Annotated in this window: 22 protein-coding genes and 1 rRNA gene; 22 read left to right on the plus strand and 1 reads right to left on the minus strand. The window is 43.9% G+C overall.

Annotation, left to right across the window (positions count from 1 at the left end; translation table 11 throughout):
* Positions 1-150: 150 nt before the first annotated feature.
* From rrf to rsmI, 12 genes are all read left to right on the plus strand, one after another.
* Positions 151-266: ribosomal RNA gene (rrf, locus tag C232_RS0109225) — 5S ribosomal RNA — on the plus strand.
* Positions 267-521: 255 nt separating this feature from the next.
* Complete coding sequence (locus C232_RS0109230) at positions 522-722, plus strand: sigma factor G inhibitor Gin (RefSeq protein ID WP_018663613.1); 201 nt, start codon at positions 522-524, stop codon at positions 720-722.
* A gap of 203 nt (positions 723-925) precedes the next feature.
* On the plus strand, positions 926-2,347 hold the full coding sequence (locus C232_RS0109235; protein WP_018663615.1) for an aminotransferase class I/II-fold pyridoxal phosphate-dependent enzyme: 1,422 nt from the start codon (positions 926-928) through the stop codon (positions 2,345-2,347).
* Between the two features lie 18 nt (positions 2,348-2,365).
* On the plus strand, positions 2,366-3,010 hold the full coding sequence (tmk, locus tag C232_RS0109240; RefSeq protein WP_018663617.1) for a dTMP kinase: 645 nt from the start codon (positions 2,366-2,368) through the stop codon (positions 3,008-3,010).
* A gap of 159 nt (positions 3,011-3,169) precedes the next feature.
* Complete coding sequence (locus tag C232_RS0109245; RefSeq protein WP_018663619.1) at positions 3,170-3,499, plus strand: cyclic-di-AMP receptor; 330 nt, start codon at positions 3,170-3,172, stop codon at positions 3,497-3,499.
* Between the two features lie 15 nt (positions 3,500-3,514).
* Positions 3,515-3,955 (plus strand): YaaR family protein, encoded by a 441-nt coding sequence (locus C232_RS0109250; protein WP_018663621.1) that lies wholly within the window; start codon positions 3,515-3,517, stop codon positions 3,953-3,955.
* A gap of 17 nt (positions 3,956-3,972) precedes the next feature.
* Entirely contained in the window at positions 3,973-4,977 is a 1,005-nt protein-coding gene (gene holB / locus C232_RS0109255; RefSeq protein ID WP_018663623.1) for a DNA polymerase III subunit delta', read from the plus strand.
* Positions 4,970-5,797, plus strand: a complete 828-nt coding sequence (locus tag C232_RS0109260) for a PSP1 domain-containing protein (protein WP_018663625.1) — start codon at positions 4,970-4,972, stop codon at positions 5,795-5,797. Before holB ends, C232_RS0109260 begins: the two co-directional genes overlap by 8 nt.
* A gap of 15 nt (positions 5,798-5,812) precedes the next feature.
* The gene (yabA, locus tag C232_RS0109265; protein ID WP_018663627.1) at positions 5,813-6,205 is read left to right on the plus strand and encodes a DNA replication initiation control protein YabA; all 393 of its coding nucleotides are present in this window, start codon (positions 5,813-5,815) and stop codon (positions 6,203-6,205) included.
* 125 nt (positions 6,206-6,330) lie between these two features.
* Positions 6,331-7,077: a tRNA1(Val) (adenine(37)-N6)-methyltransferase gene (locus C232_RS0109270; RefSeq protein ID WP_018663629.1), complete on the plus strand. Its 747-nt coding sequence runs from the start codon at positions 6,331-6,333 to the stop codon at positions 7,075-7,077.
* A complete protein-coding gene (locus tag C232_RS0109275; RefSeq protein WP_018663631.1) occupies positions 7,061-7,351 on the plus strand; it encodes a GIY-YIG nuclease family protein in 291 nt (96 codons plus the stop codon). Before C232_RS0109270 ends, C232_RS0109275 begins: the two co-directional genes overlap by 17 nt.
* The gene (gene rsmI, locus C232_RS0109280; protein ID WP_018663633.1) at positions 7,326-8,204 is read left to right on the plus strand and encodes a 16S rRNA (cytidine(1402)-2'-O)-methyltransferase; all 879 of its coding nucleotides are present in this window, start codon (positions 7,326-7,328) and stop codon (positions 8,202-8,204) included. Before C232_RS0109275 ends, rsmI begins: the two co-directional genes overlap by 26 nt.
* A 47-nt stretch (positions 8,205-8,251) precedes the next feature.
* Here the strand turns inward: rsmI and C232_RS0109285 are convergent, their stop codons facing one another.
* Positions 8,252-8,536, minus strand: a complete 285-nt coding sequence (locus C232_RS0109285) for an AbrB/MazE/SpoVT family DNA-binding domain-containing protein (protein WP_018663635.1) — start codon at positions 8,534-8,536, stop codon at positions 8,252-8,254.
* Positions 8,537-8,871: 335 nt separating this feature from the next.
* Between C232_RS0109285 and metG the strand changes: the two genes are divergently transcribed.
* The 10 genes from metG (at position 8,872) to C232_RS0109335 (ending at position 17,915) form a co-directional block, all read left to right on the plus strand.
* The gene (metG, locus tag C232_RS0109290; protein WP_018663637.1) at positions 8,872-10,839 is read left to right on the plus strand and encodes a methionine--tRNA ligase; all 1,968 of its coding nucleotides are present in this window, start codon (positions 8,872-8,874) and stop codon (positions 10,837-10,839) included.
* A 251-nt stretch (positions 10,840-11,090) separates the two neighbouring features.
* The gene (locus C232_RS0109295; protein WP_018663639.1) at positions 11,091-11,864 is read left to right on the plus strand and encodes a TatD family hydrolase; all 774 of its coding nucleotides are present in this window, start codon (positions 11,091-11,093) and stop codon (positions 11,862-11,864) included.
* Positions 11,865-11,866: 2 nt separating this feature from the next.
* Entirely contained in the window at positions 11,867-12,421 is a 555-nt protein-coding gene (gene rnmV / locus C232_RS0109300) for a ribonuclease M5 (RefSeq protein ID WP_018663641.1), read from the plus strand.
* Between the two features lie 3 nt (positions 12,422-12,424).
* Positions 12,425-13,309, plus strand: coding sequence for a 16S rRNA (adenine(1518)-N(6)/adenine(1519)-N(6))-dimethyltransferase RsmA (gene rsmA, locus C232_RS0109305; protein ID WP_018663644.1), 885 nt, complete (start codon positions 12,425-12,427; stop codon positions 13,307-13,309).
* A 185-nt stretch (positions 13,310-13,494) separates the two neighbouring features.
* Positions 13,495-14,388 (plus strand): sporulation peptidase YabG, encoded by an 894-nt coding sequence (gene yabG, locus C232_RS0109310; protein ID WP_422723660.1) that lies wholly within the window; start codon positions 13,495-13,497, stop codon positions 14,386-14,388.
* Positions 14,389-14,590: 202 nt separating this feature from the next.
* Positions 14,591-14,842 (plus strand): biofilm formation stimulator Veg, encoded by a 252-nt coding sequence (gene veg, locus C232_RS0109315; RefSeq protein WP_018663648.1) that lies wholly within the window; start codon positions 14,591-14,593, stop codon positions 14,840-14,842.
* A gap of 250 nt (positions 14,843-15,092) precedes the next feature.
* On the plus strand, positions 15,093-15,269 hold the full coding sequence (locus C232_RS0109320; RefSeq protein WP_018663650.1) for a small, acid-soluble spore protein, alpha/beta type: 177 nt from the start codon (positions 15,093-15,095) through the stop codon (positions 15,267-15,269).
* Positions 15,270-15,610: 341 nt separating this feature from the next.
* Positions 15,611-16,483 (plus strand): 4-(cytidine 5'-diphospho)-2-C-methyl-D-erythritol kinase, encoded by an 873-nt coding sequence (gene ispE, locus C232_RS0109325; protein WP_018663652.1) that lies wholly within the window; start codon positions 15,611-15,613, stop codon positions 16,481-16,483.
* 209 nt (positions 16,484-16,692) lie between these two features.
* Positions 16,693-17,544, plus strand: coding sequence for a pur operon repressor (purR, locus tag C232_RS0109330; protein WP_040400054.1), 852 nt, complete (start codon positions 16,693-16,695; stop codon positions 17,542-17,544).
* Positions 17,541-17,915, plus strand: a complete 375-nt coding sequence (locus tag C232_RS0109335; RefSeq protein WP_018663656.1) for a RidA family protein — start codon at positions 17,541-17,543, stop codon at positions 17,913-17,915. Before purR ends, C232_RS0109335 begins: the two co-directional genes overlap by 4 nt.
* Positions 17,916-17,978 lie beyond the last annotated feature (63 nt).

Here is a 17,978-nt window from a genome sequence, read left to right on the forward strand (position 1 = left end):
GAGCTGATGTTGACTTATCGGAGGGAGAAGACGGAGAAATACGCCAGCCGATAGGCGCTGGAGCTGGACAGTTTAGAAGTGCAATTCTTGGTTTTACCGTTTTTCTCCTATCCAGTTTTGAAGGAATACATCCTTTACAACTTAATATGGTCCGGCAATAATGGCGAGAAGGCCACACCCGTTTCCATCCCGAACACGGAAGTTAAGCTTCTCAGCGCCGATGGTAGTTGGGGGTTTCCCCCTGCGAGAGTAGGACGTTGCCGGGCAAACAAAGGCCAGCTAAATCAGCTGGCTTTTTTGATGCGCAGATGTTGGGGCAGAGTTATTTACGCTTGTCCCGTTTTCCAAAAACGGGACATTCACCAGTATCGCAATTTTGCATACGATAAGTTACGTAAACAAAAGCGAATGAGGCTGTTGGATGAAAATATAATATAATTTAAAAATTAGTAATTGTCCATTCTAAAAGTATAACCAATCATAAATTTGGAAAGCATAGTATTCAGGGGGGTGGGGTATACATGAAACTTGAAGCGGAACAGGAAAACCAGGAAGTCTGTATTATTTGCGAACAGGCCAAACAAAATGGCATCCATCTTTATCACGCCTTTATTTGTAACGAATGCGAAGATGAAATGGTGCATACAGAGACAGGGGATCCCCGGTACTTATATTTTATCCGCCAGTTAAAAGCGATAAAAGCACCGCGGATGTATTCTTAACCAAGCCGGCATGGATGCTTGGTTTTATTTTTTCATCCCCTTTCATTCGTTTCCTCATTCCTCTATGTTGTCTCCTATTACATTTTACAAAAAATACGCCTGGCGTGATTTATAAATTCAACTTATATAATTATTTCTCACAGCGGTTTGCTTTTGGTATGATTATAGGAAAAGGAGAGTTTCAAACTTGAGGGATTTATGCTATGGACCAAACCACGATGCCTTTATATAGAGTGCTTGACCGTTTTAAAAATAAGAAGCCCGTTTCATTCCATGTCCCCGGGCATAAAAACGGATTGCTGATGCAGCCATTGCCGGGGGAAGGTTTGTCTTTTCTGCAGTATGATTTAACAGAACTGGACGGGCTCGATGATCTCCACCATCCGGAGGGGGCCATTAAAGAAGCGCAGGAGCTGCTGTCGGCGTATTATGGCAGTACGAAAAGCTATTTTTTAGTGAACGGGAGCACGGTTGGAAATCTGGCTGCGATATTAGCTGTATGCCGCCCCGGTGATCGGGTGCTGGTGGACAGGAACTGCCATAAATCGGTGTTACATGGCCTACAATTGGCAAAAGCCAGGCCTGTATTTTTGTTTCCTGAAATTGACGGGGAACTTGGGTTGGCGGGCGGCTTTAAAGAAACGGAAATTGAACAGGCGTTCCATGCCTACCCGGACATAAAAGCGTGTATATTGACATACCCAACTTACTACGGAATGGTTTATGATCTGCAGCCGATTATTGAAATGGCACACCGGCACCACTGCCTTGTTGTGATTGATGAAGCACACGGCCCGCATTTCCATATTGGCGCCCCTTTTCCTGCTTCAGCAATGGACTTGGGCGCGGATGCGGTTGTCCATTCCGCCCATAAAATGTTGCCGGCATTGACAATGGGGTCCTTTTTACATATCAAAAACGCACAGTTTCCAATCGACAGGCTGGAATATTATTTATCCGTTCTCCAAACAAGCAGCCCTTCCTATTTGATTATGATGTCGCTTGATTATGCAAGATGGTATGCGGCAAATTTTAATGCGGAGGATATCCGTTATACCATGTCGCAAAGGAAGTTCCTGATCAGCCGGTTAAAAGAAATAAAGGGGCTTGAGGTATTGGAGCGGGGAGACCAGGATCCGTTGAAATTGCTGGTTTCTTGCCCCGGTGTTTCCGGTTTCGATCTTCAGTCTGCTTTTGAACATGCCGGTGTGTACCCGGAAATGGCGGACCTCAATTTTGCCGTCCTGGTGCTTCCTTTACTGAAAGAAGGTATGGCCTTTCCTTATTCTGAAGCGTCTGACCGGATTAATAGGGCTTTGAAGCAGGATTTTCCGAAGCGCAAAGTAAGAAAGGCGCCGGTCTATTTTTCCGGAGGAGTTGCTGGACTTAGCCTTTCTTACGAGGAAATGGAAGAAAGGCCGGTTGAATGGGTTTCTTTTGGGGCAGCAGCCGATCGGATTGCAGCAAAAACAGTAACGCCGTATCCTCCCGGTGTCCCGCTATTGATGCCGGGTGAAAGGATTACAGCCTCCCATATTGAGAGAATCAAAAGTTTGCGTGCATATGGTGCAAAATTCCAGGCAGATGCACACTTTAAACATGAACAATTGGCAGTATATTTATAAACAAATGAGGTCGATTGAATGAAAGGAATTTTTATCACATCAGAAGGCCCGGATGGCGCGGGTAAAACGACGATCACCCAAATGGTCGGGGAATATTTGATGAAAGCGGGCTTTGATATTGTCCTGACGCGGGAACCCGGCGGCATCAAAATAGCCGAGCAAATCAGGCAGGTGATATTGGACAAGCAAAATACAGAAATGGACGCACGGACAGAAGCGCTTCTCTATGCAGCCAGCCGCCGCCAGCATATGGTGGAAAAAGTAATTCCTGCATTGGAACGGGGGGCAATTGTGCTGTGTGACCGGTTCATTGATAGTTCCCTTGCATACCAGGGTTATGGAAGAGGGATCGGGATAGAAGAGGTCTACAAAATGAATCAATTTGCGACAAATGGCATGATGCCGGATTTAACATTATATTTTGATGTCAAAGTAGAAACGGGATTGGACCGGATTGCTCAAAGTAAAAGCCGGGAAGTTAACCGCCTTGATCTCGAAACGATTGAATTCCACAAAAAGGTACAAGAGGGATTCCAAATATTACTAAAACGTTTTCCTGAAAGAATGTATGTGATTGATGCAAATAAAGATGTAGAATATATTTATAGAAAAGCATTGGAAACGGTTCTGAACGCTATTAAAAATCACAACAGGCATCCGTAAAAATTCGTGCGCCTTGAGGAAAAAATTTCCCGGAGTGGTTTTTTTAAAAGGATTATCACACTATCAAACAGAATTACATATATAACAGTAAACATAAGGTATTATAATTGCCATAATAATGAACGGTTCAGATATTGATGTTTGCAGGAGGGAGAAAGTATGAAACTGATTGTAGCAGTTGTACAGGACCAGGACAGCAACAGGCTGATGAAAGCAATGGTGGAACATAATTTCCGTGTAACCAAGCTGGCATCAACGGGCGGATTCTTAAAATCAGGGAATACGACATTTCTCATTGGGACTGAAGAAATCAGGGTTAATAAAGCCTTGCAGGTCATCAAAGAAAATTGCAAATCCAGGGAACAATTTATTACACCGGTGTCGCCGATGGGTGGAAATGCCGACTCCTATATTCCGTATCCTGTTGAAATTGAAGTAGGCGGCGCAACCGTGTTTGTATTGCCGGTAGATGAATTTCACCAGTTTTAACGGAGGAATAGTGCATTGAAAATCAGCCAGGACATCCGCTTAGGAATCGAAAAGACGGCGCGTGAACAAAAAAGCGCAGCTACAGGATCAGCAAATTTTTCGGCAATGGTAAAGAAAAACAGGGAAAAACTGCAGATTGACGAATTTCATCACCTTTTGTCACAGATAGATGATGCAGGTAACAAACTGGCCCGTTCCCGCAATTTTAAGGACCTGTCCAAATATAAAACACTGGTGAAGCAATTTATCCGGCAGGCTGTCGATTATAATATGAATATGAAACAATCCCAAAGCTGGAACCAGTACGGGGACAGCCACCGATTAAATATTGTGGAAACAGTGGACAAAAAATTGGCGGATTTAACAGATGAATATATGAAAAAAGAGCGGCCCGTCCTCGATATTCTTGGAAAAATCGGCGAGATCAAGGGATTATTGATTAATTTATATACGTAAGTGAGTGATGGAATGCCATGACATGGGAAGAATTTGAAAAGCTCCAGCCAATTGCGGCCACATTGCTGAAAAACAGCATCAAACGGAACAGACTGGCGCATGCCTACTTATTTGAAGGCCTGCGCGGCGCGGGAAAAAAGGAAGCCGCCATGCTGCTGGCAAAGACTTTGTTTTGTTTACACCCAAAGGATGGGTTTTTTCCGTGTGAAGCTTGTTCAAACTGTTTAAGGATTAGCCATGGCTCGCATCCTGATGTGCATATCGTTGAACCGGATGGCCTTTCCATCAAAAAAGAACAGGTGAAACAGCTGCAGCAGGAGTTTTCAAAACATGCAGTGGAGTCAAACCGCAAGCTTTATATGGTTGTACAAGCAGATAAGATGTCAACAGGCGCAGCCAACAGCTTATTAAAATTTCTCGAGGAACCAAATGCAGATACAACCGCAATCTTAATAACGGAACAAATGCAGCAGATCCTGCCCACTATTTTATCAAGATGTCAAATCGTTTCATTCCAGCCGTTTTCACCCGCCGTGCTGAAAAATAAACTGATCGAAAATGGCGTCAGCAGCACGATGGCCCCGCTTTTATCCCAGCTTACCAATAATATCAGCGAAGCACTTTCATTAAATGAAGATGAGTGGTTTGCACAAGCCAGAAAATTAGTGTTAAAATTATATACAACCCTTAGTAAACAATCATCTTCTTATGCAATGGTTACACTGCAGGGAGAATGGTCTCAGCATTTTAAAGAAAAAAAACAACTGGATCTTGGGTTGGATCTGTTGATATTTATTTATAAAGATCTTCTTTCCATCCATTTAGGAAAACAGGAAGACTTGATTTATCCCGATCAGCAAACCCGCTTTACTTCTGATCTTCTTTCCTACTCTCCGCGTTCTCTGGCTGAAAAAATGGCCGCATGTTTAGAGGCAAAAAGGAAGCTGAATGCTAATGTCAACCAGCAGCTGCTAATGGAACAGCTGGTGTTAAATTTGCAGGGGGGAACTGCCTTTGTTTAATGTAGTAGGAATCAGATTTAAAAAGGCCGGCAAAGTGTATTACTTTGACCCGGGTGATCTCGCCGTTGAAAAAGGCCATGCGGTGATTGTCGAGACGACCCGCGGCATTGAATATGGCCAAGTTGTGACGAACCGCAAAGTTGTCGGGGAACATGATGTCGTGCTGCCACTTAAAAAGGTGATTCGTATCGCCGATCAAAAAGACCATATGACCGTTAGCGAAAATAAAATTGCGGCCAAAGAGGCACATGAGATCTGTACGAAAAAGATTTTCGAGCATCAGCTGGATATGAAGCTTGTGGATGTTGAATATACATTTGACCGCAATAAAATTATTTTTTATTTTACTGCAGATGGGCGTGTTGACTTTAGGGAGCTTGTGAAGGATTTGGCCTCCATTTTTCGGACAAGGATTGAGCTGCGCCAAATCGGTGTGCGCGATGAGGCAAAAATGCTCGGCGGTATCGGCCCGTGCGGAAGGATGCTGTGCTGCTCGACCTTTTTGGGCGATTTCGAGCCGGTTTCAATCAAAATGGCAAAAGACCAGAATCTTTCTTTGAATCCGACCAAAATATCCGGTTTGTGCGGCCGTTTAATGTGCTGTCTGAAATATGAGAATGATGAATATGAACAAGCAAAAGAAGCATTGCCTGATATCGAAGAAACGGTAAAAACGCCTTATGGAATCGGAAAAGTAACCGGTTTAAATATTTTGGAAAGAATATTGCAAATCGAGTTGAAGGGCCAGGGGCGTGTGATCGAGTATACAATGGAAGAATTTTTAAATGCGGACGTCGTTTCAATTCAATCCACAGATTAATGGGGTGGAGAACTGATGGATAGGAAAGAGTTATTTGATTCGATTAATCAGATGGAAGCGCAGATCGGGACACTTCAGGAAAGATTGGGAGAACTGAAGCACTATTTGATCGAAGTGATTGAAGAAAATAATACCTTGAAGATCCAAAATAATTATATGCAAAGAAGGCTGGAGCAGCATTCCGGCGAAGCAGATCCGGAACATCAGGATGAACCGGTTCCTTTTACAGGGCAGATGCATGAAAAAGGCGTTCCCCAGTCGCTGGCAAAAGTGCTGGATATCGGGGAAGGCTATGATAATCTTGCCCGCTTGTATCAGGAAGGGTTCCATATCTGTAATGTCCACTTTGGCAGTCCGCGCAATGATGAGGATTGTTTATTCTGCCTTTCATTTTTAAACAAGAAGTAACTTATGAAAGTCTGACTAATCCGGTCTTTTATGGATAGATTGATTTGCTTAGCCTTCCTTGATAGGGGAAGGCTATTTTTAAATGAGCAGTAATCAGCATAATTGTATGGAGGGAGGGGATAAGCATGGTGGAATTATTACAGGATGAACGATTGGATTATCTGCTGGCTGAAAACCTGCAGATTGTACAGAGCCCTTCTGTTTTTGCCTTTTCTTTAGATGCGGTGCTATTGGCAAGGTTTGCTTATTTGCCGATTCAAAAGGGAAATGTGCTTGATTTGTGCACGGGAAACGGGGTAATCCCTTTATTGCTGAGCACGAGGACAAAAGCGCATATTACCGGTGTGGAGATACAGGAGCGCCTGTACGATATGGCAGTTAGAAGTGTCGGTTGTAACGGTTTGGAGCAGCAAATCAAGCTGATTCACGGGGACCTCAAGGATATGCCTGAAGTGCTGGGGCACGGAAAATTCGATGTTGTCACCTGCAATCCGCCTTATTTTGCGACGGCAAACAATAAGATTCACAATGAAAATGAACACCTGGCCATCGCGCGGCATGAGATTTACTGTACCCTCGATGATGTCGTCAGAGTGAGCAGCCAAATGCTCCGCCATGGCGGAAAGGCGGCCTTTGTCCACCGTCCGGGCAGGCTGATGGATATCCTATCGGCAATGAAAAAATACCATCTGGAACCAAAGCGGCTTCGATTTGTCTATCCAAGGGCGGAAAAAGAAGCCAACACAATTTTAATCGAAGGCATCAAGTATGGAAAGCCGGACTTGAAGATCCTGCCCCCGCTTTTTGTTTACGGAACGGATAACCAGTATACGGGAGAAGTGGAAGAAATACTGTATGGAAAACAAGACTAAATCCTATTTCTATGTGCTTTTATGCCGCGATGGAAGCTTTTATGGCGGATACACCGTTGATGTAGAAAGAAGGCTCCGTGAACATAATGAAGGGAGAGGGGCGAAATACACAAGAACCAGGACGCCTGTTTACATGCTGTACTACCGCGCATATGAAACAAAAAGCGAGGCCATGAAAGCCGAGTATGCTTTTAAACATTTAACAAGGCGGAAAAAAGAGCAATTTTTAAAAGAGGCGGGTGTTGATATTGCAGCAGCAGGCAAGTTATCGTGATGAAGAAACGAAAGGTATGCTTTATTTGGTCCCGACGCCGATCGGGAATCTGGAAGATATGACGTTCAGGTCTGTCCGCATTTTAAAAAGCGTTGATTTAATCGCTGCGGAAGATACGAGGAATAGCAAGAAGTTATGCACCCATTTTGATATCCATACACCGCTTGTCAGCCACCATGAGCATAATCAGGCATCAAGTACGCGTGAGTTGATCCGGAGGCTGAAAGGCGGGGAAAAAATTGCGCTGGTCAGTGATGCGGGCATGCCATGCATTTCAGATCCCGGAGCAGAGCTGGTAGCCGAAGCCATCCGGGAAGAAATTACAGTCGTTCCGCTCCCGGGTGCTAATGCTGCATTAACGGCGCTGATTGCATCCGGAATTACGCCGCAGCCGTTTTATTTTTACGGATTTCTCCCGAGGGGAAAACAGGAAAAAAAGGCGGAACTGGAGAGGCTGAAGGCCATACCTTCAACATTTATTTTGTATGAAGCTCCCCATCGTTTAAAAGAAACCTTGAAGGCTATGGCTGTGGTTTTAGGGAACAGGAAAATCACGATTAGCCGTGAACTGACCAAAAAATTTGAGGAATTTTTGCGGGGAACGCTTGAGGAAGCGCTGGAATGGGCAGCAGAAAATGAAGCAAGGGGAGAATTCTGCCTGATTGTAGAAGGAAATCCAAACGCGCCGATGGATAAACCAACAGCATGGTGGGAGCCCCTGACCATAAAGGAACATGTCGAAGCCTATATGGCAAAAGACCGGCTCTCTTCAAAAGAAGCCATCAAACGAACAGCAAAAGACCGCACACTGCAAAAAAGAGAAGTATACCAAATCTATCATGAACTGAAATAAAGTGAAACTTCCATCAGTGGAAAGCCCTTACTGATGGAAGTTTCACCTTATCTTGCGAGATGGAAGTTTTCTTCAATTTCCTTTAATAATTGTTCAGCGCCATCACGGCTGAGAACAATTTTTCCACCGGCCAGCCGCAGGTTATCATCGGATACTTCCCCTGTCACCAGGCAGGCCATGTCCGGCTTGTACTTTTTCAAAATAATCTTGTCATCGTCCACATAAATTTCCAATGCATCTTTTTCGGCGATTCCCAGGTTCCGGCGCAGTTCAATCGGGATAACGACGCGGCCTAATTCATCGACTTTACGAACAATGCCTGTAGATTTCATAACTACTCCTCCCTCAATGAATTGTCATTTTTGATACGATTACATAACCAACAACCAATGATTGACTGAATGTTTTCCACGTCTATTTATCTATAAAAGATTGTAAATGGCCTTTTCAACTACAATTGCCAATATTGCTTAAACACTATCTAATTTTATTATAGGAGATAAATTGGAATAAAAAAACAAATTTGTTTGAAATTTTTTTCGGCCGATTGCCGGGGTTTTTGATTATTTATCGGAAAAGTTTTATACTTATGATTTAGGAAGTTCATGAATACGTGATAAGATGTGATGGGTGACGAGTATAAAGTGTCAGAAAGGTGGAAGCTGCAATGGAAGAAAAATTAAAAACTTTTTATATTACAACGCCGATTTACTATCCAAGTGGAAAACTACATATTGGCCATGCGTATACGACAGTTGCCGGTGATGCAATGGCCCGTTATAAAAGAATGCGCGGTTATGACGTCATGTTTCTAACCGGTACGGATGAGCACGGCCAAAAAATTCAGCGGAAAGCAAAGGAAAAAGGAGTGTCGCCGCAGCAATACGTGGATGAAATCGTCGCAGGCATCCAAAAGTTGTGGAAAAAATTGGATATTTCTAACGATGACTTTATCCGTACAACCCAGGAACGCCATAAAAAATCAGTTGAAAAAATCTTTAAAAAATTACTTGATAAAGGCGATATTTATTTAGATGAATATGAAGGCTGGTATTGCACGCCCTGCGAATCATTTTTCACGGAACGCCAGCTTGTAGACGGAAAATGTCCGGACTGCGGCCGCCCTGTTGAGAAGGTGAAAGAGGAATCGTATTTCTTCAGAATGGGGAAATATGTTGACAGGCTGCTTCAGTTTTATGAAGAAAATCCGGATTTTATTCAGCCGGAAAGCCGCAAAAATGAAATGATTAACAATTTTATTAAACCGGGACTTGAAGACTTGGCTGTGTCACGGACAACCTTTGATTGGGGGATTAGAGTGCCGGGTGATCCCAAACATGTCATTTATGTATGGATTGACGCCCTGACGAACTATATTACAGCGCTTGGTTACGGGAGCGATGATGATTCGAAATACTTGAAATACTGGCCTGCCGATGTGCATTTGGTCGGAAAAGAAATTGTCCGGTTCCATACCATTTATTGGCCGATTATGCTCATGGCGCTGGATCTGCCGCTGCCGAAAAAAGTGTTTGCACACGGCTGGCTGCTGATGAAGGACGGGAAAATGTCAAAATCAAAAGGCAATGTCATTGACCCGGTTACACTCATTGACCGTTACGGCTTGGATGCACTTCGTTATTACTTATTACGGGAAGTCCCATTTGGCGCTGACGGCATTTTTACACCGGAAGGCTTTGTCGAAAGAATTAACTTTGATTTGGCCAATGACCTTGGAAACTTATTGAACCGGACCGTTGCGATGATGAACCAATACTTTGGCGGTGTCATTCCGGCATTTTCAGGATCGCATAATCCGTTCTCCATCCAGTTGGCAGACGTTTATAAAGATACGCTGAAAAAATATGAAGAAGCGATGGAGAACATGCAATTCTCTGTTGCCCTGTCATCACTTTGGGAGATGGTGAGCCGGACCAATAAGTATATCGATGAAACAACCCCATGGGCATTGGCAAAAGATGAAACGAAACGCGCAGAATTGGCCGAAGTGATGGTCCATTTAGCAGAATCGCTGCGCCACATCGCAATCTTGCTGCAGCCGTTCTTAACCAGCACGCCGAAGAAAATTTTTGACCAGTTAAATTTAAAAGACGAAAGCCTGCAATCATGGGAAAGCCTCTCATCGTTTGCCAGGATCCCGGAAGGCACTAAAGTTGTTGAAAAAGGCAAACCCATTTTCCCGCGCCTTGATTTAGATAAAGAAATCGCGTTTATTAAACAACAGATGCAGGGTTCTCTTCCGAAAAAAGAAGAAGCCAAGAAAGAGGAACCAAAAACAGAAGATACGAAACCGGAAATCACGATTGATGATTTTATGAAGGTGGAACTTCGCGTTGCCAGGGTAACAGCTTGTGAACCTGTGAAAAAAGCGGATAAACTGCTCAAACTGCAATTGGACCTCGGGTATGAAAAACGCCAGGTAGTTTCCGGAATCGCACAGTACTATAAACCGGAAGAACTGGTTGGCCGGAAAGTGATAGTCGTCGCAAACTTAAAAGCGGTTAAGTTGCGCGGTGAATTGTCACAAGGCATGATTTTAGCCGGTGAAAAAGATGGTGTATTATCATTGGCGACAGTAGATGAAAGCCTGCCTGTCGGAGCAGTTGTCAGATAAACAGCTATTTTTCGGTAAAAAACAGGCAGCCTTCCTACTTTGTATCCATCAGGTATACGAGTACCATTTATGAAAAAGATGCCGCAAGCAGGCTGAAAAGGTTGAAAGATAACATAGAGATGTTTCACGTGGAACAATATTCGACGTAGATCTCTATGTTTTCTTCATGTTTGGCAGGAAATATTAGACTGATTAAAAAATGTAAAAAGAATTTGTACGGGATATAATAGGTAAAGAAAGAGGTGCAGTAAATGTTATTTGATACACATGTGCATTTGAACGATGAAGCATTTCAGGATGATCTTGAAGCTGTCATTGAACGGGCACAGCAAGCCAGCGTCGAAAAAATGACGGTCGTGGGATTTGACAGGCCGACGATAACAAAAGCCATGGAATTAATTGATGCATATGATTTTCTTTATGCTGCGATCGGCTGGCACCCTGTTGATGCCATCGATATGAAAGATGAGGATTTGGATTGGATTAAATCTTTGGCAGGGCATCCGAAAGTGGTGGCGATTGGTGAAATTGGACTGGACTACCACTGGGATAAGTCACCAAGGGAGATCCAACAGGACGTGTTCAGAAGGCAGATCCGGCTGGCGAATCAATTATCGCTGCCCATTATTATTCATAACCGGGAAGCAACAGAGGACTGCGTTTCAATTTTAAAAGAAGAAAATGCACAGGAAACAGGCGGGATTATGCACTGTTTCAGCGGCAGCCCGGAAACAGCAATGGAATGTATCGGCATGAATTTTTATATTTCACTGGGCGGTCCGGTCACATTTAAAAACGCGAAAAAGCCAAAAGAAGTTGCTGCTGCTGTTCCGCTTGATAAACTTTTGATTGAGACGGACTGCCCATATTTAGCGCCTCATCCTTTCCGAGGAAAAAGAAATGAACCGGCGTACGTCAAACTGGTTGCGGAACAAATCGCGGAGATTAAAGGAATTTCATATGCTGAAGTAGCCGAACAGACCATGCGTAATGCTGAAACTTTGTTTAACATAAAGGAATCCTGAACATGGGAAAAATCAAAGAGATCATTGTTGTGGAAGGGAAAGACGATACCGCGGCTGTGAAGAGGGCTGTGGATGCAGATACGATTGAAACAAACGGTTCGGCAGTTTCAGAAAGCACGATTGAAAAGATCCGGCTGGCCCAGGAAAAAAGAGGGGTCATCATCCTGACTGATCCTGATTATCCGGGCGAGAGAATCAGAAAAATCATTGCCGAAGAAGTCCCTGAATGCAAACATGCTTTCCTCACTAAAAGAGAGGCCCGCCCATTATCAGGAAAAGGGATCGGTGTTGAACATGCCTGCCCGGAATCAATCCGAAAAGCATTGCGGGAAGCCCATCAGATGGACCAGGACGTGCCCGAGTTGATTACACAGGAGGATTTGCTGGCCGCTGGTTTAATTGCAGGTCCGCTGGCGAGAAAGCGGAGGGAAAGGCTGGGGGATATCCTGAAAATCGGATATACAAATGGAAAACAGCTCCATAAAAGGCTGATGATCTTTCAAATAGACAAAGAAACGTTCAAGCAAGCACTCGTACAGGTATTACAGGAGGAATAAATTTTGCAAAAGGATATTGCTACCCCCATCCGCACGAAAGAAATATTGTCGAAATACGGATTTTCCTTAAAAAAAAGCCTGGGGCAGAATTTTCTAATTGACCCGAATGTACTGCGGAATATTACGGAACAAGCAGATTTAACGGAAGATTCCGGTACAATAGAAATCGGCCCCGGAATCGGCGCATTAACCGAACATTTGGCGCGCAGCAGCAAAAAAGTAGTGGCATTTGAAATTGATAAAAGGCTGGCTCCTATTCTTGAAGATACACTTTCGCCCTATCGAAATGTAAAAATTGTTTACGAAGATGTGTTAAAAGCAGATGTAAACAAAATCATCCAGGATGAATTTCCCGATATAAAAGATATTATGGTCGTAGCAAACCTGCCGTATTACGTGACGACGCCGATCATTTTAAAACTGGTCACCGAAAATTTGCCTGTCAGGGGTCTTGTTGTAATGCTTCAAAAAGAGGTAGCAGAAAGAATTTCCGCCGGCCCCGGCACGAAAAATTATGGGTCGCTGTCAATTGCCATTCAGTATTATATGACGGCAGAAGTCGCCATGATCGTTCCGAAAACCGTTTTTATCCCGCAGCCAAATGTAGATTCTGCTGTAATTAAGCTGATTAAAAGGGAAAAACCGAAAGTGGAAGTGACAGATGAACCCTTTTTCTTTCAGATTACACGGGCTTCATTTGCACAGCGGAGAAAAACTTTGATCAATAATTTAACAAGCCAGCTGCCGGACGGAAAAGAGAAGAAGGAAAAACTGCTGGCCGTGCTTGAAGCATTGAAGATTGATCCCTCAAGGAGAGGAGAAACCTTAAGTCTTGAGGAGTTTGCAGATTTAAGCAATGCGCTGTACCCGCTTTTTCATCATGAATAAAGCCGGGAACCGCTAAGATATTTAACAAGGCTGGCAATCATTATCCCGTTCATTTCGCCGGGGCTGGAAGAAAAGGAGAGAGGATTCTTTTTTTCTTCCAGCCCTTTCTTTTACTTGTCTGGTTTCACCATTTGTTCCGGAAAGCATAGGCTATAATGTCATACAGCAAGAACGAGAAGGAATTAATGGAGTTGACGATCATGGATGTGGAAATCAATTCAATCGTGGGCCGGAAGTCTTACCACTGCGATATCCTGTTCAGAGTAATCGATATCCGTGAACACGGAAATCAAAAAATTGCTATTCTTTACGGGGAAGAATACCGGCTGATTGCAGATGCACCGTTTCAAGACCTTGTCAAAGTCGGCCGGGAAGAAAGATCAAAAATTTTACAAGGCTTTCGTTCATTGGAAGAGCAATCATTTGAATTATTTAAACAGGACATCCAATTGTTAAAAGAAAAACGGGAATATGAGGCCACAAATGGTTATAATGAGTCGCTGAGTTACTTTCAACTGCCGGGCAAAGTGCTGCATATAGACGGAGACCCCAATTATTTAAAAAAATGTTTAAGCCTCTATGAAAAGATCGGGGTAACGGTGTACGGCGCCCATTGTTATGAAAAAGAAATGCCCTATAAAATCGGGCCGCTTTTAGAAAAATACCAGCCGAATATACTGGTGGTTACAGGCCATGATGCATACTTAAAATCAGTCGGCAAAAAAACGGACCTGAGTGCGTACCGCCATTCCAAATCATTTGTAAAAACGGTGATGGAGGCGAGAAAAAAGGTTCCGAGCCTCGATCAGCTTGTGATTTTTGCCGGGGCCTGCCAGTCGCATTTTGAATCTTTAATTCAGGCCGGGGCGAATTTTGCCAGTTCCCCGTTGCGCGTCAATATTCATGCCCTGGATCCTGTTTATATTGTCGCAAAAATCTGTTACACCTCATTTATGGAACAGGTAAATGTATGGGATGTGATCCGCAATACACTGACAGGTCAGAAAGGGCTGGGCGGCATCGAAACAAAAGGCGTATTGAGGACAGGTATGCCGTATAAACCGGTTGAAGAGGAATAGAAAGGGATCTGAGCGCTCAGATCCTCTGCCTGCTCTGTTTTACATAATTCGGCCCAATTTGGTCAAGACTACGGATATGGAAAAATTGGTCGCTGGCATGTAAAAAATATTGACAGATGTACTGTTTCATTGTTAAAATATATGTTTTGTTTGACCTTTTCCACATCCTATGTTACAATGAAAATTAGTGAGGTGGAGCGAAATGCCAAAAACATTAACTGACATTAAAAAATCCTTGGATTCAAACTTAGGAAAACGATTAATGTTAAAAGCTAATGGTGGACGAAGAAAAACGATTGAACGTTCTGGTGTTTTGGCAGAAACTTATCCATCAGTTTTTGTCATCGAATTAGATCAGGAGGAAAATGCATTTGAACGTGTTTCCTACAGCTATGCAGATGTCCTGACTGAAACCGTACAACTTGTCTTTATGGATAAACAACAAGAATTGTAATATAAGTAGCAGCAGACAATTGTTTGCTGTTTTTGCTTGTTTTCGAAAATTGAAAGGTGCCGGGACGGATTTTCCCTGCAAGATTCCACCGCTCCAACACAGGCGGGAGCCCGCTCATAATTCCGTATGGATCGACACATACTACCCCTATGGCATGCATGGCGATGATTGATTTTCAAACCGATTGAAAGGAATGGGCAGTTAGCTGCTGAAGGGCACGCTCATTCTGAAAAGGGGGAACTGGGATCATATGAGCCGAAGAAGAGGGATCATGTCTGAACGGTTTAAAGAAGAGCTGGCAAAGGATCTGGGGTTTTATGATGTTGTCCAAAAAGAAGGTTGGGGCGGCATCAAGGCCCGTGATGCCGGGAATATGGTGAAGCGTGCCATTGAACTTGCAGAACAGCAATTAGCTGGCGGAAAATAACCGGGCATTTGAACCATCGGAAACATTTGATAACAATCGCATGCCTAAAGGCCGGGGGTTTCCCCGGCCTTTTTTCGCGCTTGTAGAGCTGTTTTAAGGGGGCTTGGTAAAGAGGGGAGGGTCTTTACTTGTACCTGGCTTAAAAAACATGTATGGAGGCTCTGTGCGCGCCAAACGGGTGCCTGGCTGCTGTAAGGCTGTCCAACGGGTTCATTTCCTGCCGCATTGTTCAAGAATAATATCATATTTATGTAAATATTTGGCGAGCATTATGTTAGAATAAGAAAAATAAAGCATAGGAATTTTTTTGCGGTTAGTTGGATTAGAAGTAGGTGGACGTATTGAAACTGTTAGTCAAAGCCCCGGCAAAAATCAATTTATCGCTGGATGTACTCCGCAGGCGCGAGGATGGCTATCATGAGGTGGAAATGGTGATGACAACCATTGACCTCGCAGACCATATCGAACTTTCCGAGAGGAGCAGCCGGGAGATCGAAATTGTTTCCCAAAACCGCTTTGTTCCCGATGACAAGCGGAATCTGGCATACCAGGCTGCACAATTATTGAGGGAACGCTTTCAAATTAAGCGGGGTGTCTCGATCGCAATCAATAAGATGATCCCTGTTGCTGCCGGCCTGGCCGGAGGAAGTAGTGATGCGGCTGCTACACTGAGAGGGCTGAATGAATTATGGAAACTTGGTTTGTCCCTGGACCAATTGGCGCAACTCGGAGCAGAAATCGGTTCTGATGTGTCTTTTTGTGTTTACGGCGGAACAGCACTTGCAAAAGGCAGAGGCGAGAAAATCACACGGCTGCCGCCGCCCCCGAATTGCTGGGTGATTTTGGCGAAACCTTCCATCGGTGTATCAACAGCTGAAATTTACCGGCAGCTGAATTTGAATCAGGTTGTTCATCCGGATATTCCCAGCATGATTGAAGCCATTCGCCGCCAGGATTTCCAGCAAATATGCCGGGTAGCAGGAAATGTCCTGGAAAGTGTGACATTAAGTGGATATCCGCAAGTCAAGCAAATTAAAGACCAGATGAAGCGTTTTGGGGCGGATCTTGTTTTAATGAGCGGAAGCGGGCCGACTGTTTTCGGGCTTGTTCGGTATGATTCCCGTCTGCAAAGGATTTATAACGGATTAAGGGGATTTTGTGACCAGGTTTATGCTGTCCGTTTAATTGGAGAACGCGAACAATATCTAAATTAATGATAAAAACGTACGGTTTTTATTTGCAAGCAGACAAAATTATTGTATATTTATTGTATCAATGAAACTGACAAAGAATACCGGTACCCGGCTGTTTTGGAATTGCCTTATGAACGAAAAGTTTTTAAAAAAAGGCGGTAATTCCTCTCGATGATTCCTGCAAGGTGCCTGTGCTTTTGATCAGTTTGAATGTAACGGGGGTTTTCGAAGTGAAATTTCGGCGAAGTGAACGGCTTGTTGATATGACGCATTATTTATTGCAAAGGCCCAGGATTTTGGTTCCCCTCAGTTTTTTTGCTGATCGTTATAATTCTGCCAAATCTTCCATCAGTGAAGATTTGGCGATTATTAAAGAAACATTTGAAAAGCGCGGGGTCGGCACATTGCAAACGATTCCCGGGGCAGCCGGCGGTGTGAAGTTTATCTCCGGGGTAAGCAAGGAAGAGGCAGTGGACGTAATCGAAAATTTGTGCAAACGGATGGAAGACCCCGGGCGGCTGTTGCCGGGCGAGTATTTGTATATGACCGATCTTATTGGAAACCCGCAGGTCGTGAATGAGGTCGGTAAATTATTGGCATCCGCTTTTGCAGACAAGGAAATCGACACAATCATGACGGTTGCTACAAAAGGCATTCCGATCGCACTGGCAACGGCAACCTTTTTAAATGTCCCGGTGGTCATTGTCCGTAACGACAGCAAGGTAACAGAAGGACCGACAGTCAGTATCAATTATGTTTCCGGATCTCAAAAAAGGATACAAACCATGGTGTTGTCGAAAAGAAGCCTGAAGGAAGGGGCAAAAGTACTGATTGTCGATGATTTTATGAAAGCAGGCGGCACGATTAACGGAATGATGAACCTGTTAAAAGAATTCAATGCGTTTGTTGCCGGCATTGGCGTTCTGGTAGAGTCGGAAGATATACAGGAACGCCTCGTAGATGATTATGTGTCCTTGGTTAAATTAATGGATGTAGACGTCCGGAGGCAGCAAATCAAAGTGGTTGAAGGTAATTACTTTTCTAAAGTACACGGATTTCTGAAGGAGGAGGAAGTAAATTGAAAACAGTAGCAACAGAACACGCACCACAAGCAATCGGGCCTTATTCACAAGGTGTGATTGCAGGCAGTTACTTATTTACTTCAGGACAAATTCCACTCAAAGCAGATGGAACTTTGGTAAAAGGCGGGATAAAGGAGCAGACGCATCAAGTGCTGCAGAATCTGCAGGCGGTTCTTGAAGAAGCGGGTGCCTCATTCGATACCGTTGTAAAAACAACCGTGTTTATTAAAGATATGAATGATTTTGCGGATGTCAACGAAGTATACGGATCTTACTTCACGGCACATAAACCGGCCCGTTCCTGCGTGGAAGTCGCACGGCTGCCGAAAGATGCCGGAGTTGAAATAGAAGTGACCGCACTGATCCCGTAACAGGCGCCATCCATCAGCATGTCATAACTGATTCTGCAGCAGTTGGCACGGGAGGCGCTGCAC

It is taken from the genome of Heyndrickxia acidiproducens DSM 23148, assembly GCF_000374345.1.
Lineage (GTDB): Bacteria > Bacillota > Bacilli > Bacillales > Bacillaceae_C > Weizmannia > Weizmannia acidiproducens.